Source organism: Paenibacillus sp. JT31N11 (assembly GCF_056269285.1).
Genome location: NZ_JBWDNQ010000003.1, coordinates 657,245 through 682,391 on the forward strand (window position 1 = coordinate 657,245; position 25,147 = coordinate 682,391).

Here is a 25,147-nt window from a genome sequence, read left to right on the forward strand (position 1 = left end):
GGTGCACCTGCATGCCTCCGAAAATACTATTTGTCGCGACGCTGGATACGCATTTCAGAGCATTTCATCTGCCGGTCATGCGGCGCTTCAAGGAGCAGGGCTGGGAAGTGCATGTCGCGGCCAAGGGCGACAGCGAGCTCCCGTTTACAGATCAGAAATTCAATATTTCCATCGAGCGTTCACCGCTGCGCCTTTCTAATATTAGGGGCTGCAGGCAGTTGAAGCTCCTCATGGAGAGGAATGACTACCGGATTGTTCACTGCCATACGCCAATGGGCGGCGTCTTGACCCGGCTCGCTGCAAGCAGCGCGAGAAGAAGCGGCACGCGTGTTCTGTATACTGCACATGGCTTTCACTTTTGCAAGGGCGCTCCGCTTCTGAACTGGCTGCTGTACTACCCGATCGAGAAGACTCTTGCCCGCCGTACGGACTGTCTTATTACCATCAACGAAGAGGATTACACCCTCGCGGCCGCAAGAAGGTTCAAAGCGAAGCGGTTGGTCCGCGTGCATGGCGTCGGTGTCAACACCCAGCGCTTCGCGCCTGTCGGCTCGCAGGAGCGGCACCGGCTGCGCCAAGGCTTCCGCTACGGCAAGCATGAATTTCTGCTCTTCTACGCCGCTGAATTCAACGGCAACAAGAATCATCAGCTGCTGATCCGCGCAGTCGCCCGGATCAAGGATCAGGCCCCGACGCTGAAGCTGCTGCTTGCCGGCGATGGACCGCTGCTTGCGGAGTGCCAAAGCCTTGCTGCAGCGCTTGGCGTCCGGAGCATGATTGACTTTATCGGCTACCGCGATGATATCGACCGCCTGCTGCCTATGTGCGATGCGGCCGTTGCCTCCAGTCTGCGGGAGGGACTGCCGGTCAACATTATGGAGGCGATGTCCTGCGCCCTGCCGGTTGTGGCAACCGCGAACAGGGGACATTCGGAGCTGGTCAAGGACAGGAGAAACGGATTCATTGTCCCGCCTGATGATGTCCCGAAGTTTGCAAGCCGCTTGCTTGAGCTTTATCAATCGGAGGAGCTGCGCAGGCGGATGGGTGCGATGAGTCTTCACGACGTGGCTGCGTATTCCATCTCCCAAGTGGTAAAGGAGCTGGATAAGGTCTATTCAACGTACATGATGGAGGATGGAAATGAAGCCCAAAGTCAGCATAATCGTGCCTATCTATAACATACAAAGGGATATGGATAAGAAAATTAATCCAATAGGGGTGTGAGCAGTTGAAACCGGCTCGAATATTACAAGTGGTAACCGTCATGAATCGTGGCGGGTTGGAAACGATGATCATGAATTACTACCGGCAAATGGACCGTCGTAAAATACAATTTGATTTCATGGTGCACCGATCCGAGAAAGGCCACTACGACGATGAGATTGAAGCGCTTGGCGGGCGTATTTATCGGATGCCGCGGATCAGACCGGGTAATTACAGAAACTATTTTAAGCTCCTTGACCAATTTTTTACTGTCCATTCGGGTTATCATGTGGTTCATTCACATATCAACGAAAACAGCAGCTTCGTGTTAAGAGCAGCCAAGAAGGCGGGCATTTACTGCCGTATTGCACACAGTCATATTAGCGACCTCGGGATTGATATGAAGTTTCCATTCCGTTTGTATGCCAGAAATGCGATGAAAAATAATCTGACCGGATATTTTGCCTGCTCTAGCAAAGCAGGCGAGTGGTTGTTCGGTAAACAGATCAAGGATCAGGTTCCACTGATTGTTCTGCGTAATGCAGTACCTGTAGAGGAATATGCCTTTGACCAAGCAATCAGGAATGTGGTCAGGCACGAGCTTCGCGCTGAAGGGCGCTTCGTTATTGGCCACATCGGCAGATTCGATGAACAGAAGAATCACAAGTTTCTGATCGATATATTCCAGGCCGTACACCGTCTTAACCCGCAAGCGCTGCTGGTCCTTGCTGGTGACGGACATTTAAGGGCGGCGATTGAACGCAAGGTAGATAAGCTAGGATTGTCGCAGCATGTACAGTTTCTGGGTGTCCGCTCGGATATATCGAAGCTGCTGCAGGCTATGGATGTCTTTTTGTTCCCCTCCCTCTTCGAGGGGCTCCCCGTAGCGATAATCGAAGCCCAGGCGGCAGGGCTAAGATGCATCGTATCGGACACTATCACGGCGGATGCGGATGTGACAGGAAGGCTTCAATTTATAGGTTTGCAGGAAAGTTCGCAGAATTGGGCTCAGCATATTCTAGATACAACCTATGAACATCTGGATACGGCCGAATCACTGCGGAAAAACGGATATGATATTGAAACCATGGCCCAGTGGCTGTCGGAGTATTATTTGACTCAATTGTCCGCCGCTGTCGGCAGGTGAGGAGTGTTGACGGATTGAAGCCGATGTTGACTGTTTTCACACCTACCTACAACAGAGCATATACCTTGCATTTGTGTTATGAAAGTTTGAAGAGGCAGAGCTGCCGTGATTTTGTCTGGATGATCATTGATGACGGCTCATCTGATCATACAAGGGAACTGGTTGCAGGCTGGATGGAGGAAGGTCTGGTATCCATTCTCTATCACTATCAGGACAACCAGGGGATGCACGGAGCGCATAATGCCGCTTATGAACGGATAGATACCGAACTTAACGTCTGTATTGATTCCGATGATCACATGACCGATGATGCCGTAGAGCGGATAACAAGCTTCTGGAGGGCATACGGGGACAATAAGTATGCCGGCATCGTAGGATTGGATGCGACACCCGGAGGTAGATGGATCGGTACGGCGATGCCCGAGGGATTAAAGTCATCCACACTGACTGATCTGTATGAGAAGTACAGGGTCAAAGGGGATAAGAAACTTGTATACCGCTCAGAACTGACCAGGTCCTATCCGCCGTATCCCATCTTCGGAGGGGAGAAATATTGTCCTCTAGCCTGCAAGTATATTCAGATTGATCAGCACTATGAGCTGCTCATTATGAATGAGCCCCTCTGTATTGTCGAATACCGGCCGGACGGATCAAGCATGAATATGATTAACCAATACAAACGCAATCCGCACGGATTTGCTTTCTTCAGGAAAATCGCCATGAAGCATGCACCTTCGTTCAAGAAGAGGTTGCGAGAATCTATTCATTATGTATCTAGCAGTCTGATGATCCGAAACAGACAGTTATTGCGCGAGTCGCCGAGCAAATGGACGACTTTGCTCGCTTTTCCCTTTGGGTGCCTGCTTTACCTCTACCTTATGAAGACGAATAGAGCAGCTGTAAACCATATCGGCAGACAACAGGAACCGGGTTGATCGGGAAAAGCCGGAGGAGAACGAAAAATGACTATATTGTGGATGACGTTGATACTCGTTTTTATGTTTGCCTTTATGGCCCGATATTTCGCTGTTCCTGCCATTGCGGGCATCGGAGCTGCACCTGTCAGTCCCAATAAGCTTATGGCTGTTCTGGCTGCGTTGACTCTTATGATCGTTGCCGGACTGCGGTCCAATATTGGTGATACCTTCTATTACATGCATGGCTATACCGTAAACGATTTTAGTTGGTCTCATATCATGCAGCAGAAGGATATTGGATTTAGTCTCTTTCAGATGATCTTGAAAAATTTTTCCGAAGATCCCCAGATACTCATCCTTGTGACTGCTATTATGACAAACGCTCTCATTGTTTCCGTTTTTTACCGTTATACTAGATTGTTTGAGATTGCCTTGTATGTATATATTTCATCCGGCGCCTTTATTGTGTCGATGAATGGGATCAGGCAGTATTTGGCAGCGGCGATCGTCCTGGCAGCATCGAAGTATCTTTTTGGCGGGAGCTTTTACAAGTATTTGGTGATCGTTACATTGGCCTCCATGTTCCATCTGAGCGCATTAATCATGATCCCAATTTATTTTATCGTGCGCCGCAGGGCTTGGACAGGCGCAACCTTTGGAATGCTCTTGATAGCTATTGCAATAGTGATGGGGTACAGTGAATTCTCGGACTTACTGTTCTCTGCGATCAAGGATACTCAATATGGGGAGTACAGCACATTCGCCGAAGGCGGGGCCAATGTGATCCGAGTGTTAATTGACTCGGTGCCGCTGATCATCGCGTATCTGGGCAGAGAGAAGCTGCGTACGATTTTCCCCCATGCCGATATTGTTGTCAATCTGGCGCTTCTCGGTTTTATCCTAATGGTAATTTCCACGCAGAACTGGATTTTCGCACGGATGGCAATTTACTTCAGCCTCTATCAAATCATTATGATGGCATGGATTATCAAGATCTTCCGGGAGAAGGACCAGAAGCTCATTTATTTCGCGATCGTCGTGCTGTACCTGATTTTTTTCTTTTATGAAAATGTTATCACGCTGGGCCTCGATTACCAAAGCAATTATTTGAACTGGCCGTTCTGAAGGAGGAAGGAAAATGTCATCAACTCATATCCCGCGCATCATCCACTACTGCTGGTTCGGCCGGGGAGCGAAGCCCCAGCTGTTCATCAAATGCATGCGGAGCTGGCAAAAGCATCTGAACGGCTACCAGTTCATAGAGTGGAACGAGGACTCATTTGATATTCAATCTAATCCGTACGTAAAAGAGGCTTATGCGGCCCGCAAATATGCGTTCGTCAGCGATTATGTGCGGCTTCACGCTCTTTACCATCATGGCGGGATTTATATGGACACCGATGTTGAGGTCGTGAAGCCGCTCGACCGCTTCCTTGAACACGAAGCGTTCTCCGGGTTTGAGGACGGGCATTTTCTTCAATCCGGGACGATGGGAGCCGCCAAGGGGCATCCCTGGATCGGCGAGCTGCTGCTGGATTATGACAAAAGAAGATTTCTCCGCAAGGACGGAAGCTACGATACGACGACCAATACTGCGGTGATCAGCCGCACCTGCGAGAAGCACGGGCTGCTGCTGAACGGCGAGTATCAGGTGCTCGCAAACGGCGTAACCATTTATCCGCGAACCTATTTCAGTCCCTATGATTATATTAACGGGGCAAGCTTCATCACCTCGGACAGCTATACGATTCACCACTTCGCACAGTCCTGGCTTCCGGCGCATGTCCGGATGAGAAGCACGCTCAAGAGAATGGCGAGCCGCCTTGTCGGCCCCAAATTAATCGCAAAGATGAGGGACATGCTGTGAAACGAGTAATGGATCTTCTGCTGGCAGTCCCCCTATTTGTTTGCCTGCTGCCTGTTATGGCGGTGGTTGCGGTTCTGGTGCGGATCAGGCTGGGTTCGCCGGTGCTGTTTAAACAGCACCGGCCCGGCCAGCACGGGAAGCCGTTTCAGATGATGAAATTCAGAACGATGACCGATGCCAGGGCCAGCAGCGGCCAGCTTCTGCCCGACTCCGTGCGGTTGACTCCCTTCGGGAAATGGCTCAGGAAGGTCAGTCTGGATGAGCTGCCGCAGCTGTGGAATGTGATCAGAGGCGATCTGAGCCTCGTAGGTCCCAGGCCGCTGCTGATGGATTATCTGCCCCTGTATACGGAAGAGCAGGCGCGGCGCCACGAGGTCAAGCCGGGCATCACCGGCTGGGCCCAGATTAACGGACGCAATGCGATTTCCTGGGAAGAGAAGTTCGCGCTTGATCTGTGGTATGTGCAGCACCGCAGCCTGAGGCTGGATGTCGGGATCCTGCTGCTGTCGGTCAGGAAAGTATTCCGGTCCGAAGGTATCCAGAATGGCAATCATGCCACTATGCCGGTATTTAAAGGGAGTGTGAAGGGACTTGAACGCTAGGGAAATGAATATTTTATTTACAAGCTCGGGACGAAGAGTGTCGCTGATCCGCAAGTTCAAGGAAGCTTATGCAAGCCGCGGGATTCAGGGCAAGGTTGTGACGGCCGACAATAAACCAACCGCACCAGCGGCCTTTGCCGGGGACAAGCATGTTCTCGTTCCCAGAGTCGCCGACCCGCGGTATGTGGAGACATTGCTTGCGATATGCAAGGAGGAACGCATTGATCTGCTCATTCCGCTGATTGATACCGAACTGGTCCTGCTGGCGGAAAACCGGGCGTTGTTTGAGCAGCAGCATGTCCGTCTGCTGGTCTCAAGCGTCGAGCTTAATGAGCTCGCCTCGGATAAAATGAAGACCTTTGCCTTCTTCACGGAGCATGGCATCCGCACCCCAAGGGTATACAGCGAAGCGGAAGTGCAGGTTGAACCGTTGGCATTTCCGCTGCTTATCAAGCCCAGGCGAGGCAGCTCCAGCCAAGGCGTAACGAAAATTCACAGCAGACGCGAGCTGGACTTCTTCAAGGATTATATTCCGGAAGCGATGATTCAGGAATATGTGACCGGCGAAGAATATACGGTCGATGTCATGCTGGATTTTCAGGGGACGATCAAGGCCATTGTGCCCCGGCTGCGGATGGAGACGAGGGCGGGTGAAGTCAGCAAAGGGGTTACACGAAGAGATGCTGCGGTCATCCGCGCTGTCCGGCAGGCGGTAAGCGTGCTTCCCGGAGCAGTGGGCTGCATTACGCTGCAGTGCTTTAAGCAGGTGAACGGCGAGATTACGTTTATCGAGATCAATCCCCGTTTTGGAGGCGGAATCCCGCTAGCCATTGAAGCGGGCGCGGACTTTCCGCTGTGGACCATCATGCTTGGAAGAGGCGAGCAGTTTACGGGGGAGCCTGATGACAGCTGGGATGATGATCTGACCATGCTCCGATATGACGATGCTTTCTTCACAAAGGAGTTTGCTTATGGGCATTAAAGCCGTCGTGTTCGATCTGGATGATACGTTGTACCTGGAGAAGACTTATGCCTTGAGCGGCTTCAAGGCAGTGGATCAATGGGTCAGGGATCGCCATGGAGCCGGGGGTTTCTATGAAACGGCGGCCTCGCTGCTGCATTCGGGGGTCAAAACGCTTATATTCAACCGGACTCTGGAGCAGCTTGATATCAGCTATGACGAGCGGCTGATCGCGGAGCTGGTGGAGGTTTACCGTTCCCACCGGCCGGATATCGCTCTGCTCGAGGATGCCGGGTGGGTGCTGGAGAACCTGGACAAGGACGTGAAGCTGGGGATCATCTCCGACGGGTACCTCATTGCCCAGCAGCAAAAGGTTCTGGCGCTTAATCTGGCGGAGGCTTTCCATGCGATTGTATTGACGGACGCGCTGGGCAGGGATCATTGGAAGCCAAGTCCGCTCCCGTATGAAACGTTCAGCAGACAGACCGGAATTCCGCACTTTCAATGTCTATATATCGGGGATAATGCAGCCAAGGACTTTGTAACGGCCAAACGGCTGGGATGGACCACCGTGCAGATCAGCAGGGAGCAGGGGATATACGCAGCTGTTCAGGCGGAGCCCTCGCATCAGGCTCACTATCGAATCGGTGACCTGAAGGAGCTTGCCGGTTTGCCGGCGCTTGCGCATTTGTTCAAGAAGGAAGTGAAAGCAGTCCATGGATAACAAGCATAAACGAATCTATTTGTCGGCGCCTCATATGAGCGGCAGGGAGCAGCATTATATCGGTCAGGCTTTTGCCGACAACTGGATTGCTCCTGTGGGTCCCCATGTCGATGCGTTCGAGCAGGAGATGGCGATTCATGTGGGGGCAGGCGGATGTGCGGCGGTCAGCTCCGGAACGGCTGCGATCCATCTGGCCCTGCGGCTGTTTCAGGTCGACAAGGGAGACCGCGTGTTCTGTTCCACGCTGACGTTTGTCGCCAGCGCCAATCCGATATTGTATATGGGCGCGGAGCCGGTATTTATCGATTCGGAACCTTCGACCTGGAACATGTCGCCACAGGCTCTGGAGGCGGCGCTTGCGGAGGCGGACCGGGAAGGGGCGCTGCCCAAAGCGGTCATTGTCGTCCACCTGTACGGACAATGCGCCAAAATGGACGAGATAACGGCCCTTTGCGCCCGTTACGGGGTCCCGGTCATCGAGGATGCCGCAGAGTCGCTGGGCTCCACCTATAAGGGAAGGGCAAGCGGAACGCTCGGCGAATTCGGTGTTTATTCCTTCAACGGCAATAAAATCATTACCACATCAGGCGGCGGCATGCTGGTAGCGGAGGATGCCGGAGTGTTGGAACAGGCCAGGTTCCTGGCGACTCAGGCGAGAGACCGGGCCGCGCATTATGAACACAGCCAAATAGGCTATAATTACCGGCTGAGCAATCTGCTGGCAGGGGTGGGCCGGGCGCAGCTGCAGGTGCTGGAGGAGCGCGTCGAGTCGCGAAGGGCTATCTTCGACAGGTACAGCAGTCAGCTGAGCGCTCTGCCGGGCATTGCCTTTATGCCGGAGCTTGCGGGGACCAGATCCAACCGCTGGCTCACGGCATTGACGATCGATGAACAGGAAGCGGGGCTGACGGCTTCGGACTTGCTTCACGTTTTGACCGAGGAGAATATCGAGGCTCGTCCGGTATGGAAGCCGCTGCATCTGCAGCCGTTGTTTGCAGGCAAGCGTTATTATTCGCATGAGGGAATGAACGTGTCTGAACGGCTGTTCGCGGCGGGGCTCTGTTTGCCATCGGGGTCGGGGATGCAGAAGGACGAGCAGCAGCGCGTTATCAGCTGCATCCGGGGGACATTCGAACGGGCAGTGAAGAATTCGGGGAGAAAACGTATTGTAGTTTCGTGATTTTCACAGATTTAGCATATAACTTGCAACACTAGCGTAAATTAGCCAGAAGATTAAGAAAATTAAATTTCAGTCATAATAGAAAAACAGTTTTATGACCATATCTGTAAATATATATATTTACAGATATATTTTTCATTCTGAGAATGTTATATCATATAGCCTTTGTGCCCGTGAGGGGGCTAATCATCTTTATTTATTTCGGATTACTACCTTTCAGACAAGGAGGATTGAAAAAACATGGAACTTAAACATTATTTCAAATTTATCATGAAGAAGCTTTGGCTTATCGCATTAATCGTTATGATTGCATGCGTCGCGACAGGCATCCGAAGCTATTATATGATCACTCCGATATATACCGCTACCGTAAAGCTAATCGTCAATCAATCCTCCGAGAACGACGAGCTGGTCATGCCGGATATAGATAAGATACAGACGAATATCATGCTGATTAATTCATATAAAGAGATCGTTAAATCGCCTGCAATCGCGGATAAAGTTGTCGAACAATTTCCTGATCTCACAACGAATGCGCAGGAACTGTCCGCCAGAATATCTGCGGCTGCGCTAAGCGCTTCTCAAATTATGACTTTAAGCTACACTGATATCTCTTACGAGAGAGCGGCCAGAAACGTCAATGCGATTTCCCACGTGTTCAAGGAACAGATATCGATGATTATGAATGTAGATAATGTAACAATTCTTTCCGAAGCAAATGTAAATGATCGGGCAGTCCCGATCAACATGAATCCCCAAATGGATATTCTGATCAGCTTGTTCGTTTCCTTGATGTTCGCAATAGGGCTTGTGTTCTTCCTTGATTATATGGATAAAAGCTACAAGTCAGAGGAAGAACTCGAAGCCGATCTTGGTCTGCCCGTGCTTGCTTCCGTGATGAAGATAAAGCATGTCAGACGAAAGCAACCTCCAGTTGCGACCAACAATAGGGCAGGTGAAGAAACATATGCGGCATTCAAGCAATGAGAAGGATTTGATAACGATAAAAAATCCACATTCGGAAATCTCTGAATCGTACCGAAGGCTTAGGACAAATATTTGCTATGCATCTGATAATCCGAACAAAGTGTTAATGATCACGTCTGCACAGCAAGGAGAAGGAAAGACAACGACGGTCAGCAATTTGGCGGTCACATACGCACAGGAAGAAAAGAAAGTATTGATTATTGATATGAATTTCCATAATCCTTCGCTGCAACGATTATTCGAACAACCGAACGATATCGGCTTGGCCAGCATTTTGTTGAACAAGCATTCCTGGCAAGAAGTCGTGAAAAATACCCAGATCGAATATTTATTTCTCATCACGAGTGGACCGACACACTCGGCGAGTCCATCCGAACTGCTGGAATCTTATCGTATGTATCAGCTTATGGATGAGCTCAGGATGCATTACGATGTCATTCTTATTGATACACCGTCAGTTCTTGAGATAACGGATAGTCTGACAGTCAGCGCTATGTGCGATGGGGTCATTCTGGTGGTCATGGAAGGAAAGGCAGAGAAAGAATTGGTCAAAAAAGCAAAAAATAGCTTGGAGCGTGCCCATGCACGGATAATTGGCGTTATTTTGAATAACACCAATTCGTAATGTTACGGATACTCGGTAATCAGGAAAATATACAATAATAGGGGAAATACATATGAATGTACTGATGTATATTGCGGCTTTTTTATTTCCGCTTGATAATTTCCCGCTTATGTTTGGTCAAGCCTATAAACCAATCTCATTGCTATTTGTTGCATTATACTTTATATGCAATATTCGATATGTATTTCGAATTCATTATAAATCCATTGAATTGTGGATCGCGGTCATTTTATTTACCATTGTTTTGTATACCGGGTTTATAAATGTGAAAATGCACTATTCTTTCATCGGATTATCAGACGCGATTTCATCATTGTGCGCAGGGATGCTCATTTACTTAAGTTTTAGAATATTTATCTATCGAAATAACAAGGATACAACGTATATAACCTTCTTTAAATATGTACTGAGAGGTTACGGAGTTGCGCTTGCAGTCGGCGTTTTTCAGTTGATCTACATTTATGCGTTCAGAAATGGCCTATTGAGCGAAATAATCGATTTATTTGTAAATCGCGACATTTATCGTACGGCGAACAGGATTCAATTTACTTTTTCAGAGCCTTCTTATATCGGTTTGCATACGAACTTATTGCTTATACCCGCCTATTTGATCCTGAAAAATAAGAACAGCTTATCCAAACTTGATAAATGGATTGTGTTTTCCTTTATTCCCATTTCGTTATTCTCGTTGTCGATCCGATACATGATTGATTTGGCTGTGTTATTTATCGTTTATTTATTGCTCTCTTCCAAGACAAAAGACATCTTGAAGGTAATGATGAAATTTGCGGCTATGGCAATTCTGATCGTTCTTCTGTTGAACGTCATTTTCGTACAGAATATCTTTAACTTGCAGGCGGACCATTATCACCGCATCGCGAACATGGTGAACAATCCATCGAAAATATCGAATGATGCCTCTTTTAGTATCCGCACCACTTATTCAACAATTGGACTGTATGCATTCTTGGATAACCCGATAATTGGGTATGGGTTTGGTAACTATTACCATGGATACATGAATCATTTAGACAGGATTCCTGGAAATTTATTGAATACGAAGGGGAGTGAATTTAGCATGGCAACGACTAATTTATCTCTCCCCCAGTATAATATGTATACCCGATTACTGTCCGAATTTGGGCTTATAGGTATCGTGCTGTTGACGGCTGTAGCTTCGTTTTTATTTTCCTTCAAGGGAGCGAGCTTCGCTAAGATGCTCATAATACTTCTCGCTTTTTCTCTTATGCAATTTGATTCATTTGCGTTTATTCAATTGTACTTCTGGCTTGCCTGCTTTCATACCCCATTTATCTCTCAGATGCAACTGAAAAGGTCGGGAAAAGAGAGCGGAGGCAAGATACAGCCAAACTCCAATTCAAAGTCGTCGGCGGTTATGATGCAGTAAGATAGGGTTCATTAATAAATGAACAGAGAGGAACCATATATGAAGATGGCATTTGGCACCGCATGTGTTCTCATCTTTATGGCAATCACGATCACAACATCTGCTTTTGCAATGAAACCAGAGAACCCAGCAGCTGTCAATTATGCCTCGTCCGTTGACAGTACTGTTCAGGATTCTGTTAAAAAGTATCTTTCCGAAGCTCCAGTAGAGTACGCAAATGTATTTAATGTAAAAAGCAAAAACTTTGGCGCTGTCGGCAATGGTAAAAAGGACGATACGGCCGCGATTCAAAATGCGTTGAATCTAGCCAAAAAATCAGGTGGCGGAGTCGTATATTTTCCGGAAGGAACCTATATCATATCAAGAAATCTTTATGTTTATTCGGAAACCAAAGTGATCGGATCTCATGCTAAAATTACGAAGACCAACACGAAGCCGGATTTCGCTGTCTTGGTTATAGCTGCAGGGCAGCAAAATATAACGATCGAAGGACTTTGGTTAAACAACACGAAAAAAACTGGAAATAACATCATAGACATTCAAAATAATGTTAAGCATATATGGATCATGAACAATACATTTACCGGTATTTATTCTCAAGCCGTAAACATTAACGCCCCTGGTGTTGAGCATGTACAAATTAGCGGAAACCGTTTTGATAAGGTGGCATATGGTCTGCTAACCAATAAAATGGCTGTGAATATAAAGGATATTAGAGTGATTGATAATCAGTTCATCAATATCTATAGCGATGCTATAGAGCTGAATCACCCCGGTCAGGCAAATGATGCAAAGGAACATTTCGTGATTGCAGGAAATTACATTTCTGTTCCTAAAGGTCTAGGCAAATCGAAAATGGCTGGATTCGGTATCGGAGTTGCAGGGGCAACAAACATCACGATTATGGGCAATATAATTGAAAACACCCGTTACGAGGCCATTCATATTGAGGATGGTGCAAAATATATCACTATCATCGGCAATATAATTGATGGAGTTGAGAACGATCCCGATGTAAATTTAAACTCAGGAATCTATATTATTGATGGAAGTTTTATAACGATTTCAGGAAATAGCATTCATCATGCGTATAATTTTGGTATTCACTTGGAATATGCGGTTAATCTGAATGCCAAGAATATAATCATCAGTGACAACACGATTACCGAAAGCCGGAATGGCGGAGGGATTCGCGTTTCTGGTGTGTCCACGGATTCTAACATCATCATCTCTAAAAATATTGTAAATGAAAACACGGGAGACGGAATTCAGGTTGACGGCAGCATCCGCAACTTGAAAGTAACAGATAATATAGTCAATAATAATTCCCGTTACGGTTTTTTTCTTAAAAATTCCGGGTTGGGGTGGTACTTCTCTGGAAATACATTATCTGGAAATGGTGAAGGGAATATCGGCACAGGTCAAGGGTTTACAGCACCCATTCCACTGCGTGATCAGAGTGCCATTATAACGGTCACCTTAAAAAATATAAATGAAAATACGGCTTGGGAAGATGTCTTCTCGCTGGGATCAGGTGCGGAAGGATTGCTCTACATAACCGCAAAACAAGGAACCGCTTATTCAACAAAAATGTTTAGGATTAACTGGAATGGCAATCTGTTAACTCACGAGTTGGTTGCCCATGACCACGAAGGCGCTATTGAAGTGCTGGAACCGAATATGAGGGGGGCTAGCCTACAAGTACAAGCTTTTAGTGGAAAACCCGGAAATATTATTATAGAAGCGCGGTTCGAAGGGTTAATGATGCTAAAGTAATGGAGTGAACGGGGGATAGGTCTGCGCGCGGCGCCCCTAAAGCGTTGCGGGTGCCGTCCCGGATCCTGATCTATACAAGCCGGCACCCATTTACCACTCCTTCATGCTTGAACCTTACAACCGTCTTCCCAAAATAATCAAATCCCTCTCGACCCCGTCAAGTTTGGCGATCCGGGGCAAATGACCCCACTCCTCGAAGCGGTATTTCTTCAGCAGCGCGAGGCTGCCCTCGTTGTGGCCGAACACAAAACCGACCAGCGTATTGATATTGAGCCTTGGGCTCTCCTCGATGGCTTTCCCGATCAGCAGGCTTCCCAGTCCCTTCGACCTGTAGGACTCGGCAATATAGATGCTGATCTCCGCCGTAGCGTTGTAGGCCGGCCGGCCGTAGAACGACTGATAGCTCAGCCATGCGACGATTTCATCCCCATGCCTGACCACCCATAGGGGCCTGAAATCGGCGGAATGCTCCTCAAACCACTTCAGCCTGCTTGCAACCGATACCGGCTCCAGGTCCGCGGTTACGGTGCGGCTGGCAATGGTAGAGTTGTAGATATCCACGATTTTCGGCAAATCCTCAAGCTTGGCATCCACGATGCTGTAATTATTCTGCATAGCTGCATCCTCCGATAAGTAGTTTAATTTCCATATTGCGATGAAGATTGCCGTATTTCCGATGTTACTCGAACAGCCCCATCGTTCTGTAAATGCCCAGCATCGTCAGCCGCGTGAGCTGCAGCGCCATATATTGGGGCGTATACATGGTCGGATCATTAACCCAGTTCAGGATTACCCCCATGACGGACGAGCTCGAATAATTCAGTAAAATATCCAGCGGAACAGACAGCTTCTGCTCCATCTTCCTATTAGCAATTCTAGCGTAAAAGCTCTCCCGAATCACCTCATATAATTTAATGGTGAAAATTTCCGGTTCAAGCCGGGTCAGCATGGCCTGATAAAATCGTTTGTTCTCCGTCAGATGCGTGAAGAGTTCAATGAAAAAGGGGTCAGGCTCGTCAAAATTGCCGTTATACGCAAGGGCACCGGCATGCTCGGGATGAATAAGCCGGGACAATTCCCCCAGCTTCTCCTGGGTCAGCTTCTCCCGCAGGTCGAATTTATCCTGATAATGGGCATAAAAGGTAGACCTGTTCACATCGGCGCAGGTGGTAATATCCTTGACCGAGATGGCGGAAAAGCCTTTTTCAAAAATTAAAGAAACAAACGCGTCAACGATCGTAGTGCGCGTTTTATGGATCCGACGGTCCGGATGACGGGAATCCTGCATCATAAGACACCTCCAAGCCTGGGATCGGGATCAAAAAGACTGGTGACATATAACTCGAATATGTAGGTTAACCAACATAATGTGAAATAATGTTGTTTTGTTGAAAGTGGCGCAGAGCCCGTGTGACGCGGACAGCGTAGAATGAAAATCTGTAAGTTGTACCTTTATGCCTGCTCTTTTAACCATTCGCTGCCCACAAGGACAATTTTTATTCAAATGTTGAATAAACCGGATAAAACCAACAAAGGCCAAGTTAATTGCTGTTTAACGGACAGTTGAGAGGATAATGTCGGTTGTGCGTTACTGCGGGATAAGTATAATAAAACATATTAAACCAACTTTAGCAATGGGGAATGTATGATTAATAACAAAATAAAGGAGACCCGATATGCCGACAAGGGGAGACCGTTTTATTTCTAGTTTGGCTGATGGACGGAATGTATGGCTGGACGGGGCTAAAGTCAAGGATTTGTCCGAACATGCCGCATTTCAAGGTACGCTCGGCACGATAAAACGTTTATTTAACCAGCTTGACGATCCGGCGCTCCGCGATAACGTAGGTTTTGCTCCCCCGGGACGGGAAGCCTATGCGCACAGCTCGTTCCTGGTGCCCTATACCGCCGAGGATCTTAGCCGCCGGAGCCGGGCTTTCAGTTATTGGGCTGATGAAACCCACGGCATGATGAGCCGCTTGTCCGACTACGGCCGTTCCATGATTACAGGCTGGTATGCGGCCAGGAAGCAGTTAAGCCAGCTTGATCCCGACTTCGAAGCGAAGATCACCGCTTATTATACGGACGCCCGCGACCGGGACCTGTTTCTGACAACGGCTATTCTGGACCCGCAGATTGACCGGTCTGTCAGCCTGGACGACAGCCGTATTGCCGAACGGTTCCTGCATGTCGTCAAGGAGACGAAGGAGGGCATTACGGTCCGTGGTGCCAAGATGATTGCCACCGGAGCTCCGTATACGCATGACTTCATCATATTTTCCTTCCTGCAATTTGACCAAATGAACCGTGAGCATGCCCATATTCTTATTGTTCCGGCCAATTCCGAGGGACTGCATATTGTATGCCGGGAATCCTTCGCGGACAGCAGGGAGCAAAATCACATATTGAGCTCCCGGTATGAGGAAATGGATGCGGTGCTGTTCTTCGATGACGTGTTTATACCGTGGGAGAGAGTGCTGCTGTACGGGAATTCGGAGGCGGTCCTGAAGCTGAGAGCCAACAAGACGGCCAACTCGCTCGCCTTTCATCAGACTGTGGTCCGCTATGTATCGAAGCTGGAGTTCGTCACAGGTGTTGCTTTTGCCATTGCCGAAGCGATAGGGGTCAACGGATATTTGCACATCCAGGAGAAGCTGGGCGAGCTGATGACCCAGGTGGACACGATGAAGGCGCTGGTGATCGCCAGCGAGACGAAGGCGAGGCACGATGAGTCGGGAGTTCTGGTGCCGGAGATTTCCTATATTGATACGGCCCGGAATATCGGCACGAAATTTTATCCGCGGGCCATTGAAATCCTGCAGCAGGTGGGAGGCGGGGGATTCGTCCAGACGCCGTCGGGCATGGAGGATTTCTACGGACCGATTTCCAAGCTGATGCATCTGTACTTCGAAGGAGCATCAATCAGCGCGGAGAAGAAGATCCATCTGTTCAAGCTCGCCTGGGACCTGATCGGCAGTCCGCTGGGCGCAAGGCATGAGCTCTATGAACGCTTTTACGCCGGTGATCCGGTCCGGGCTTATGCCAGCCAGTATGTGAAGTCCGATAAAGACAGCTTCACAGAACCCGTATGGAATCTTCTGAAAGAAGCGGGCAAGCACGGAACCAAGAGGAACTACACCTATATATAAAGAGAGGATGCATGAGAGATGGAAGTATTCTGGTTTATTCCGACTCACGGAGACGGACGGTATCTGGGGACAAAGGAAGGGGCAAGGGCCGTCAGCTACGCGTACTGCAAGCAAATTGCGCAGGCTGTTGATGAATTGGGCTACAGCGGAGTTCTGCTGCCGACCGGCAAGTCCTGCGAGGATGCCTGGATCGTGGCTTCGACCCTGGTACCGGTCACGGAAAGGCTGAAATTTCTGGTAGCCGTCCGTCCCGGCTTAATGTCTCCGACTCTGGCGGCCCGTATGACGGCTACGCTGGACCGTTTCTCCAGAGGAAGACTGCTGATCAATGTGGTGACAGGCGGCGACCCTGTTGAACTGGCCGGTGACGGGGTGTTTATGAATCACGATGAGCGCTATGAAGTGACGGATGATTTTCTGCATATCTGGCGCAAGGAGCTGGAAGGCGAAGAAGTGGATTATGAAGGCGACCATCTGCAGGTGAAGGGTGGAAAAGTGCTCTACCCGCCTGTTCAAAAGCCTTACCCTCCGCTTTACTTCGGAGGCTCCTCGGATGCCGGCGCGGATGTCGCGGCTGAGCATGTCGACGTGTATCTGACCTGGGGAGAGCCGCCGGAGCAGGTGGAGCAGAAGATCAACCGCATGCGCAAGCTGGCCGAGGCCAAAGGAAGAACGCTCCGCTTCGGCATCCGGCTGCATATCATTGTCCGCCCCACGGAAGAAGAAGCCTGGCAGGCGGCCGACGAGTTGATTGCCCATCTGGACGAGGATACGATTGCGGCGGCTCAACAAATTTTCGCCAGAATGGACTCTGAAGGCCAGAAGAGGATGTCGGAGCTGCATCATGGGGACCGGTCGAAGCTCGAGATCAGTCCGAACCTGTGGGCGGGCATCGGCCTCGTGCGAGGGGGAGCGGGCACGGCGCTGGTCGGCAGCCCGGACAGCATCGCCGCGAGAATGAAGGAATACACGGATTTGGGGATCGAGACGTTTATTCTCTCCGGCTACCCCCATTTGGAAGAAGCCTACCGGACCGCGGAGCTTCTGTTCCCCAAACTGAATCTGGGCTCCGCCGGGAACGCCGGGGATCCGTCCTTTATCAGTCCTTTCGGAGAAATGATTGCCAATAACGAGCTTCCGGGAACAACCAGGCCTGCGGGCAAATCGCCTGTAAGCAGCCTGAAATCATAATACGGCATCTACCGGAACACCGGAGACCTTCAGCTTGGGACAAAGAGCTGTTAAGCGTCTCCTTTTTTATTTTATGGAAGGGAAGTGACGAGAGTGGCAAAAAAGAAACAGCTGCGGTTGAATTTATTTGATATGAACTGTGTCGGGCACAACTCCCACGGCTTGTGGAAGCATCCCGACAATGAACGCAGACGGTATAACGATCTTGGTTACTGGACCGAACTGGCGCAGCTTCTGGAGAAAGGGAAATTCGACGCATTGTTCCTGGCTGATGTGATCGGCGTCTATGACGTATACAAGGGCACGCGCGATATTTCCATACAAAATGCGGTCCAGGTTCCGGCCAACGATCCGTCGCTCATTGTTCCGGTCATGGCCCATGCGACCAAGCATCTGGGATTCGCGGTTACGGTCACAACGTCTTACGAGCATCCTTTTGCCCTGTCCCGGCGCTTGTCCACCTTGGACCATCTCACCAGAGGGCGCGTGGCCTGGAATATTGTGACCTCGTATTTGCCGAATGCGGCAAGAAATTTCGGCCTCGACGAGATGATCAAGCATGACGACCGGTATGAAATTGCCGAGGAATTCCTGGAGGTCTGCTACAAGCTGTGGGAGGGAAGCTGGGAGGATGACGCTGTCGTATTCGATACGGCGGGCGATATCTATGCCGATCCGGCCAAAGTGCATGAAATCGCTCATAAGGGCAAGCATTTTCAGGTAGCCGGTCCGCATTTATGCGAGCCTTCTCCGCAGCGTACGCCGGTCCTATATCAGGCGGGCAGCTCAGGCAGAGGCAGGGCGTTCGCAGCCAAGCATGCGGAATGCGTGTTTGTTGGCGGACAGACGCCGGAGGCGCTCCGCTTTTATGTGGATGACATACGTTCGCAGGCGAAAGCCTTCGGGCGGAATCCCGAGGAGATTCTGATGTTCAAGGGATTCTCGGCGATTGTCGCGGAAACTGCGGCGGAGGCCAGGGATAAGTTCCATGATTTTGAACAGTACCGCAGCAGCGAGGCGGCATTGGCCCAGTACTGCGGGTCCAGCGGATATGACCTGTCGAAGCTGGATGATAATCAAATCTTCGAGTATACGTCTACGGAAGGCAATCAAACGAGGGCGGCGCAGTATACCCAGTTTACGAAGCAGCGTACGGTTGGAGAAGTGAAGGAATCGATCGGGAAATTCGGGGGAGGCTGGATGCAGGTCGGCACGCCGATTGAAATTGCCGATGAAATTGAACGGTGGGTTGAAGAAGCGGGCATAGACGGCTTGAACTTTGCGCAGGTGGTTACGCCCGGGACGGTTAAGGACTTTATTGAACTGGTAGTGCCGGAGCTGCAGAACCGGGGTCTGGTGAAGGAGGAGTACGAGGAAGGGACATACCGCCAGAAGCTGTTTGGCCATGATACGTCCCATATCCCCGCTGCCCATCCGGCTGCTTCCTACCGTCACCTGGCGGGAGAGGCAGTCAGGCGCTGACAGAACTGCTCCAGATACTGCTGGTCGGTCTCGCTGAAGCGCGCTTCAACGGGGCTGTCGATATCAAGCACGCCGATCAGGGTATCCTGACGGAACAAGGGAATGACCAGCTCTGACCGGGAAGCGGCATCACAGGCGATATGGCCGGGAAACAGATGGACATCGTCCACGCGCATCGTGCGTCTCTCGGCGACGGAGGTTCCGCAGACCCCTTTGCCATAGGCAATGCGGGTGCAGGCAGGCAAGCCTTGAAACGGGCCGAGAACTAGCGTATTCCCGTCCTTCAGCAGGTAGAAGCCTACCCAGTTGATGGTTTCGAGGAATTGACCGAGAAGAGCGGATGCATTGGCAAGATTGGCGATAAAATCCGGCTCGTCTTCAATCAGGCTGTCTAATTGCTGTATCAGCAGCGTGTACCGGTCCTCCGGGCTGCCCTCGTAATTCCTGGTTTGAAACATGGGAACTTACCTCCTGAATATGCGATGGATTGGAATGATTCATAATTCATGTTCATCCTATTGGAATCCCGCTGCGATGTCAACAAGGCAGCCGGGGAGCCGGCGGCAGGCGAAATTTAAAATCAGAATCCATAGAAAAGAGGTTGTTCAAATGGCGGATGAGAGACAATTATCACTGGAAACGTTAGCGGTGCACGCGGGACAGCAGATCGATCCGACTACGCTCTCGCGGGCTGTGCCAATTTACCAGACCACATCTTACGGCTTCCGCGATACCGAGCACGCGGCTAATCTGTTCGCGCTGAAGGAATTCGGCAACATCTATACGCGCGTCATGAATCCGACTACGGACGTATTCGAGCAGCGGGTGGCGGCGCTGGAAGGCGGGGTCGGGGCATTGGGCGTTGCCTCGGGACAGGCGGCGATTACCTACTCCATCTTGAATATTGCCGGTGCGGGCGACGAGATTGTTTCGGCGGCCAGCTTGTATGGGGGCACCTACAATCTGTTCTCCAACACGCTGAGGAAATTGGGCATCAACGTTACATTCGTGGACCCGGGCGATCCGGAAAATTTCCGCAGGGCCATTACGGATAAAACCAAAGCCCTGTATGCCGAAACGATCGGCAATCCAAAAGGGGATGTTCTGGATATTGAAGCGGTGGCGGCCATCGCCCATGAGAACGGGATTCCGCTTATTGTGGACAACACATTTCCCAGCCCATATCTGCTGCGCCCGATCGAGCATGGCGCCGATATCGTGGTGCACTCGGCTACCAAGTTCATCGGCGGCCACGGGACATCCATTGGCGGCGTCATTGTGGACGGAGGCAAATTCGACTGGACAGCAAGCGGCAAATTCCCGGGAATTACAGAGCCGGACCCCAGCTATAACGGCGTCGTATATACCGAAGCGGTCGGTCCGCTTGCTTATATCATTAAGGCCAGAGTCCAGCTGTTAAGGGATCTCGGAGGCGCCTTGTCGCCCTTTAATTCCTTTTTGCTGTTGCAGGGACTGGAAACCCTGCATCTGCGCATGGAGCGGCACAGCTCGAACGCTCTGCAGGTGGCCGAATATCTCGACAAGCATGAGGATATCGAGTGGGTAAGCTATCCCGGGCTTGCGAGCCATCCTTCTTACGGGCTGGCGCAGAAGTATTTGCCCAAGGGGCAGGGCGCGATTCTGACCTTTGGCATCAAGGGCGGCATAGAAGCCGGAAAGAGATTGATCCATTCCGTTCAGCTGTTCTCGCATCTGGCGAATGTCGGAGATTCCAAGTCGTTGATCATTCATCCGGCAAGCACAACTCATCAGCAGTTGAACGAGCAGGAGCAAGCGGCCGCAGGCGTTACGCCCGGACTCATCCGGCTTTCGATAGGCACGGAAGGGATTGACGATATTATATTCGATCTGGAGCAGGCAATTGCAGCCAGCAAGCGGAGTGAGCCGGGCCAATAACAAGCGGCGGCATGGCCGTGCTGATAAGCCATGATTTAATACCAAGCAAATCCATCTGATAAATCAACTATTGAAGGAGCGAAACGTAAAGCTATGAAAAAATCGTTGGGGCTATTATTCATTATTATTTTCCTGCTGACCGCTTGCGGTACAGAGCAGACATCCAATACAGCGAAATCAGGCGATGTCTCTACGGCGGCCGCTGGCGGCGGTACTGAAGAGGTCAAGAAAGAAGATAAGGTCATCAAGCATATTATGAGCGACAGCGGGTTTAACGGCGAGATCGCCAAAATCCTGAAGGAAGAGGTTGCCAAGCAGGGCTACACCCTGGATGTGGTGATCGTAAACGACATCATTCAGCCGAACAAGATCGTCAATGACGGCGATGCGGATTCGAACTCTTTTCAGCATGAGGCTTATTTTGACCAGTTTGTCGAGGATCAGGGTTTGAAAAATGTCGTCCGCGGTTTCTATACGATTTTCTCGCCATCGGGATTGTACTCCAAGAAGTATAAAAAGATTGAGGATGTTCCGGACGGGGCCACCTTCGGAATCCCGGTCGATCCGGCGAATAATGGACGCGCCTTGTTTATGCTCCGCGATCTTGGCCGCCTGAAGCTGAAGGACGGCGTGACGGTAACCCATGCAACCTTGAGAGATATTACGGATAACCCGCATAAATACAAGTTCAAGGAAGTGGATCAGCTGATGCTTCAGCGTACGCTGGAAGATGTTGATGTGGGCTTCCTGTTTGCCGGAACCGCTGTGCAAATCGGTCTTAACCCGAAGACGGATGCGCTTGCCCTGGAGAATGGGGACGATCTGCCGTACAAGAGTATCGTGGCCATCAACAAAGATCTTGTAGGCTCGGAAAAAATAAAGGTACTGCAGGCCGCTTATGAAAGCCAGCCGATTAAAGATTTCTATACGAGCAAGTACGGGGATGCCATAGAATTCATTGATGATTTAAATCATAAGTAAGCGCTGCTTACAAACGACAGGAGCGATGCGTTGTGATAACGATTCAGGACGTGAATAAGGTATTCAAGATTCCCGATGGAGAGCCGCTGACTGCGGTCTCCTCGGCTTCTCTGCAGATAGACGAAGGAGATATATACGGCATCATCGGGTTCAGCGGCGCCGGCAAATCGACGCTTCTGCGGACGATTAATTTGTTGGAACGGCCGGACAGCGGCAAAATCATCGTGGACGGACAGGATATGCTGGCGTTAAGCGAAAGCGAGCTGCGCAAGGCGCGCATGTCGATCGGCATGATTTTCCAGCATTTCAATCTGCTCAATAACCGGACTGTTTTCGAGAACGTCTCTTTTCCTCTGGAAATTGCGAAGATGCCCAAAAATGAACGAAAACAGCGGATTGAGGAATGCTTGCGGATCGTGGGACTGGAGGACAAAACCAAAGCCTATCCCGCCAAGCTGAGCGGGGGGCAGAAGCAGCGCGTGGCGATTGCCCGCGCGCTCGCCAACGGCCCGAAGGTGCTGCTGTGCGATGAGCCGACTTCCTCCGTGGACCCCTCGACAACGGGAAGCATCCTGGCTTTCCTGAAGGAGATCAATGAACGCCTCGGAATTACAATCGTGATCGTTACCCATGAGATGAATGTCATCAAGTCCATTTGCAATAAGGTTGCCGTAATGGAGCAGGGCGTCGTCGTCGAGAAGTTCGAGATGAACGATGCCAAGTTCGAGCCGAAGTCCAATATCGCCCAATTCCTGTTCAAGAATGAGATCGTGCTGGATAAAAGAGAGGTGGCCTATGTTTGACAATATCATCTACGCCGGCCCGGAGATTATAGAGGCTCTGGGCGAAACCTTCTATATGCTCGTTATTACGATCCCGCTGGCTGTGCTGCTTGGCACGCCGCTCGGTACGCTGCTGTATTTGACGCGCCCGGGCTCTTTTGTCAAAGCGCCGAAGTTTTATTTTATTCTCAATGGCCTGGTCAATCTCGTACGGTCCTTCCCGTTTCTGATTCTGATGATCGCGATCATTCCGATCACCCGTCTGCTGGTAGGGACGGCGCTTGGAACGACAGCGGCGACTGTGCCGATGGTCATTAATGCCGTGCCTTATTTTGCCCGTTTCGTGGAGCAGACGCTGCTGGAAGTAAACCGCGGCGTTGTGGAAGCGGCCGAGTCGATGGGAGCGAACCGTTTTCAAATTATCTGGAAGGTGCTGTACACGGAGGCCCGTTCAGGCATCGCCAATAACATTACGATTATCACGGTCAGCTTCCTCTCCTATTCAACGGTAGCGGGACTGGTTGGAGGCGGGGGCATCGGGGATTTTGCCATCCGTTACGGCTACTACCGCTACCAGACGGATGTCATGTTCTTCACCGTCATCTTAATGGTTATTTTCGTTCAGGCCTTTCAGTTTACAGGCAATTTCATCGTCCGCAGGCTGGATAAAAGACTTTAAGCTATCAATACGAAAGAGAAAGGCGGGCGAGCCATGCCGAAGAAAATACACTTGAATGCTTTCGAAATGAACTGTGTGGGGCATCTCTCTCACGGCATGTGGGTGCATCCGGACAATAACCGTCACCGCTATACGGAGCTCTCGTACTGGACGGAGCTTGCGCAGCTGCTGGAACGGGGGAAATTCGACGCCTTGTTTCTGGCCGATGTGGTCGGCGTTTACGATACGTACAAAGGAGGGATGGAAACCTCGCTGCGGGAAGCGGTTCAGGTTCCGTGCAACGATCCCCTCCTCATTGTGCCGCCAATGGCCCTGGTTACCAAGCATTTGGGCTTTGCGGTGACCTTCTCCACATCCTATGAGCATCCCTATGGCCATGCGCGGCGCATGAGCACGCTCGATCATTTGACAAAGGGGAGGGTGGGCTGGAATGTGGTGACCTCCTACCTGCCCGGCGCGGCGCTCAATTACGGTCTGGACAGGATGATTCCGCATGACGAGCGCTATGAAATCGCCGATGAGTATCTGGAGGTTTGCTATAAGCTGTGGGAGAGCAGCTGGGAGGACAATGCGGTTATCCGCGATGTGGAAACCGGCACGTATACCGATCCTGCCAAGGTGCATAAGATCAATCATGAAGGCCGGTACTTCAAGCTCCCCGGCCCCCATCTATGCGAACCTTCCCTCCAGAGAACGCCGGTTGTCTATCAGGCGGGCAGCTCGGCCAAGGGCAGGGCGTTCGCGGCCAAGCACGCGGAATGTGTATTTCTGGGGGCGCCGACGCTTGCGGCATTGAAGCAGCATATCGCGGATATCCGCGCGCAGGCGCAGGCATATGGACGCCAGCCTGAGCATATCAAAATGTTTACGGGCTTGTCGGTGATCGTCGGCCGGACAGAAGAAGAGGTGAACCGCAAGGTGGAGGAATTCGGCAGGCTTCGCAGCGTCGAGGGTGTCCTCGCCCATTATGGCGGCTCCAGCGGCTATGATTTATCACGTTACGGACCTGACGATTATCTGGAGTATGTGGAGACCGATCACGGTCAAACGGCGGCATCGCGGTTCACCAGGCACAATCGCAAAACGGTAGGCCAGATCATCGAAACCTTCAAGACGCTGGGCGGACAATCGCCGTTCTTTATCGCGGGAACACCGGAGCAGGTAGCGGATAAAATCCAGTACTGGGTCGAGGAAACGGGAATCGACGGCTTTAACCTTACACAGTTTCTCTCGCCGGGTTCCTTTCGCGATTTTATCGAGCTGGTCATTCCCGAGCTCCAGGAAAGAGGGTTATACCGGACGGAGTATGAAGAGGGAACCTTCCGCGAGCGGCTGTTCGGGAAGGGCTTTAACCTGACCCCGGAAGGCCATCCCTCGGCATCGATCCGCCGGCAGGCGTTTCAAAATTCGATAGTACGCTGACGAATGCTTTACACAGCCTAAGGGAAGAAACGAACTCTGCCGCACGGCGGCAGCCGTTTCTTCTTAAAATATAAGAAAATATAAAATATGACTTATACTATGCTTCTATTTTTGAGTGAAGAAACTTACTGCGCCGCCATAAGGACG

At 50.6% G+C, this 25,147-nt stretch carries 24 protein-coding genes; 21 read left to right on the forward strand and 3 right to left on the reverse strand.

The window, feature by feature from the left end; translation table 11 throughout:
- Positions 1 to 11: 11 nt before the first annotated feature.
- The 13 genes from AC0YNV_RS15580 (at position 12) to AC0YNV_RS15640 (ending at position 13,397) form a co-directional block, all read left to right on the forward strand.
- Complete coding sequence (locus AC0YNV_RS15580) at positions 12 to 1,178, forward strand: glycosyltransferase family 4 protein (protein WP_475768852.1); 1,167 nt, start codon at positions 12 to 14, stop codon at positions 1,176 to 1,178.
- An 86-nt stretch (positions 1,179 to 1,264) separates the two neighbouring features.
- Positions 1,265 to 2,350 (forward strand): glycosyltransferase family 1 protein, encoded by a 1,086-nt coding sequence (locus AC0YNV_RS15585; RefSeq protein WP_475768853.1) that lies wholly within the window; start codon positions 1,265 to 1,267, stop codon positions 2,348 to 2,350.
- 14 nt (positions 2,351 to 2,364) lie between these two features.
- Complete coding sequence (locus AC0YNV_RS15590; protein WP_475768854.1) at positions 2,365 to 3,285, forward strand: glycosyltransferase family 2 protein; 921 nt, start codon at positions 2,365 to 2,367, stop codon at positions 3,283 to 3,285.
- Positions 3,286 to 3,312: 27 nt separating this feature from the next.
- Entirely contained in the window at positions 3,313 to 4,392 is a 1,080-nt protein-coding gene (locus AC0YNV_RS15595; RefSeq protein WP_475768855.1) for an EpsG family protein, read from the forward strand.
- A 13-nt stretch (positions 4,393 to 4,405) separates the two neighbouring features.
- Entirely contained in the window at positions 4,406 to 5,134 is a 729-nt protein-coding gene (locus tag AC0YNV_RS15600; RefSeq protein ID WP_475768856.1) for a glycosyltransferase family 32 protein, read from the forward strand.
- Positions 5,131 to 5,736 carry a sugar transferase gene (locus tag AC0YNV_RS15605; RefSeq protein WP_475768857.1) on the forward strand — a complete coding sequence of 202 codons (606 nt, stop codon included), beginning with the start codon at positions 5,131 to 5,133 and terminating at the stop codon, positions 5,734 to 5,736. Before AC0YNV_RS15600 ends, AC0YNV_RS15605 begins: the two co-directional genes overlap by 4 nt.
- Positions 5,726 to 6,718 (forward strand): ATP-grasp domain-containing protein, encoded by a 993-nt coding sequence (locus AC0YNV_RS15610; protein WP_475768858.1) that lies wholly within the window; start codon positions 5,726 to 5,728, stop codon positions 6,716 to 6,718. Before AC0YNV_RS15605 ends, AC0YNV_RS15610 begins: the two co-directional genes overlap by 11 nt.
- Positions 6,708 to 7,421, forward strand: coding sequence for an HAD family hydrolase (locus AC0YNV_RS15615; protein ID WP_475768859.1), 714 nt, complete (start codon positions 6,708 to 6,710; stop codon positions 7,419 to 7,421). The genes AC0YNV_RS15610 and AC0YNV_RS15615 overlap by 11 nt, the downstream gene beginning before the upstream one ends.
- Positions 7,414 to 8,601, forward strand: a complete 1,188-nt coding sequence (locus AC0YNV_RS15620; protein ID WP_475768860.1) for a DegT/DnrJ/EryC1/StrS family aminotransferase — start codon at positions 7,414 to 7,416, stop codon at positions 8,599 to 8,601. Before AC0YNV_RS15615 ends, AC0YNV_RS15620 begins: the two co-directional genes overlap by 8 nt.
- A 240-nt stretch (positions 8,602 to 8,841) precedes the next feature.
- Positions 8,842 to 9,588, forward strand: coding sequence for a YveK family protein (locus tag AC0YNV_RS15625; protein WP_475768861.1), 747 nt, complete (start codon positions 8,842 to 8,844; stop codon positions 9,586 to 9,588).
- Complete coding sequence (locus AC0YNV_RS15630; protein ID WP_475768862.1) at positions 9,569 to 10,213, forward strand: CpsD/CapB family tyrosine-protein kinase; 645 nt, start codon at positions 9,569 to 9,571, stop codon at positions 10,211 to 10,213. Before AC0YNV_RS15625 ends, AC0YNV_RS15630 begins: the two co-directional genes overlap by 20 nt.
- A gap of 52 nt (positions 10,214 to 10,265) precedes the next feature.
- Positions 10,266 to 11,621, forward strand: coding sequence for an O-antigen ligase family protein (locus AC0YNV_RS15635; RefSeq protein WP_475768863.1), 1,356 nt, complete (start codon positions 10,266 to 10,268; stop codon positions 11,619 to 11,621).
- A 39-nt stretch (positions 11,622 to 11,660) separates the two neighbouring features.
- Entirely contained in the window at positions 11,661 to 13,397 is a 1,737-nt protein-coding gene (locus tag AC0YNV_RS15640) for a right-handed parallel beta-helix repeat-containing protein (RefSeq protein ID WP_475768864.1), read from the forward strand.
- A 114-nt stretch (positions 13,398 to 13,511) separates the two neighbouring features.
- On the opposite strand, the gene AC0YNV_RS15645 is transcribed toward AC0YNV_RS15640, so the two are convergent.
- Together AC0YNV_RS15645 and AC0YNV_RS15650 are read right to left on the reverse strand one after the other, a co-directional pair.
- Entirely contained in the window at positions 13,512 to 14,012 is a 501-nt protein-coding gene (locus tag AC0YNV_RS15645) for an N-acetyltransferase family protein (protein WP_475768865.1), read from the reverse strand.
- Positions 14,013 to 14,076: 64 nt separating this feature from the next.
- Positions 14,077 to 14,688, reverse strand: a complete 612-nt coding sequence (locus AC0YNV_RS15650; RefSeq protein ID WP_475768866.1) for a TetR/AcrR family transcriptional regulator — start codon at positions 14,686 to 14,688, stop codon at positions 14,077 to 14,079.
- Between the two features lie 385 nt (positions 14,689 to 15,073).
- Between AC0YNV_RS15650 and AC0YNV_RS15655 the strand changes: the two genes are divergently transcribed.
- The 3 genes from AC0YNV_RS15655 to AC0YNV_RS15665 all read left to right on the forward strand — a co-directional run bounded on the left by AC0YNV_RS15655 (position 15,074) and on the right by AC0YNV_RS15665 (position 19,219).
- A complete protein-coding gene (locus AC0YNV_RS15655) occupies positions 15,074 to 16,546 on the forward strand; it encodes a 4-hydroxyphenylacetate 3-hydroxylase family protein (protein ID WP_475768867.1) in 1,473 nt (490 codons plus the stop codon).
- 18 nt (positions 16,547 to 16,564) lie between these two features.
- Positions 16,565 to 17,737: an FMNH2-dependent alkanesulfonate monooxygenase gene (gene ssuD / locus AC0YNV_RS15660; protein ID WP_475768868.1), complete on the forward strand. Its 1,173-nt coding sequence runs from the start codon at positions 16,565 to 16,567 to the stop codon at positions 17,735 to 17,737.
- 93 nt (positions 17,738 to 17,830) lie between these two features.
- Positions 17,831 to 19,219 (forward strand): LLM class flavin-dependent oxidoreductase, encoded by a 1,389-nt coding sequence (locus tag AC0YNV_RS15665; RefSeq protein WP_475768869.1) that lies wholly within the window; start codon positions 17,831 to 17,833, stop codon positions 19,217 to 19,219.
- Here the strand turns inward: AC0YNV_RS15665 and AC0YNV_RS15670 are convergent.
- Positions 19,189 to 19,677: a GAF domain-containing protein gene (locus AC0YNV_RS15670; RefSeq protein WP_210037999.1), complete on the reverse strand. Its 489-nt coding sequence runs from the start codon at positions 19,675 to 19,677 to the stop codon at positions 19,189 to 19,191. The genes AC0YNV_RS15665 and AC0YNV_RS15670 overlap by 31 nt on opposite strands.
- 151 nt (positions 19,678 to 19,828) lie before the next feature.
- Here AC0YNV_RS15670 and AC0YNV_RS15675 point away from each other — a divergent pair, with 151 nt between their 5' ends.
- From AC0YNV_RS15675 to AC0YNV_RS15695, 5 genes are all read left to right on the forward strand, one after another.
- The gene (locus AC0YNV_RS15675) at positions 19,829 to 21,136 is read left to right on the forward strand and encodes a homocysteine synthase (RefSeq protein ID WP_475768870.1); all 1,308 of its coding nucleotides are present in this window, start codon (positions 19,829 to 19,831) and stop codon (positions 21,134 to 21,136) included.
- A 93-nt stretch (positions 21,137 to 21,229) separates the two neighbouring features.
- Positions 21,230 to 22,117: a MetQ/NlpA family ABC transporter substrate-binding protein gene (locus AC0YNV_RS15680; protein WP_475768871.1), complete on the forward strand. Its 888-nt coding sequence runs from the start codon at positions 21,230 to 21,232 to the stop codon at positions 22,115 to 22,117.
- 32 nt (positions 22,118 to 22,149) lie between these two features.
- Entirely contained in the window at positions 22,150 to 22,920 is a 771-nt protein-coding gene (locus AC0YNV_RS15685; RefSeq protein ID WP_475768872.1) for a methionine ABC transporter ATP-binding protein, read from the forward strand.
- Positions 22,913 to 23,578, forward strand: coding sequence for a methionine ABC transporter permease (locus tag AC0YNV_RS15690; RefSeq protein WP_475768873.1), 666 nt, complete (start codon positions 22,913 to 22,915; stop codon positions 23,576 to 23,578). Before AC0YNV_RS15685 ends, AC0YNV_RS15690 begins: the two co-directional genes overlap by 8 nt.
- A 33-nt stretch (positions 23,579 to 23,611) precedes the next feature.
- On the forward strand, positions 23,612 to 25,000 hold the full coding sequence (locus AC0YNV_RS15695; RefSeq protein WP_475768874.1) for an LLM class flavin-dependent oxidoreductase: 1,389 nt from the start codon (positions 23,612 to 23,614) through the stop codon (positions 24,998 to 25,000).
- The last annotated feature ends 147 nt before the right edge of the window (positions 25,001 to 25,147 follow it).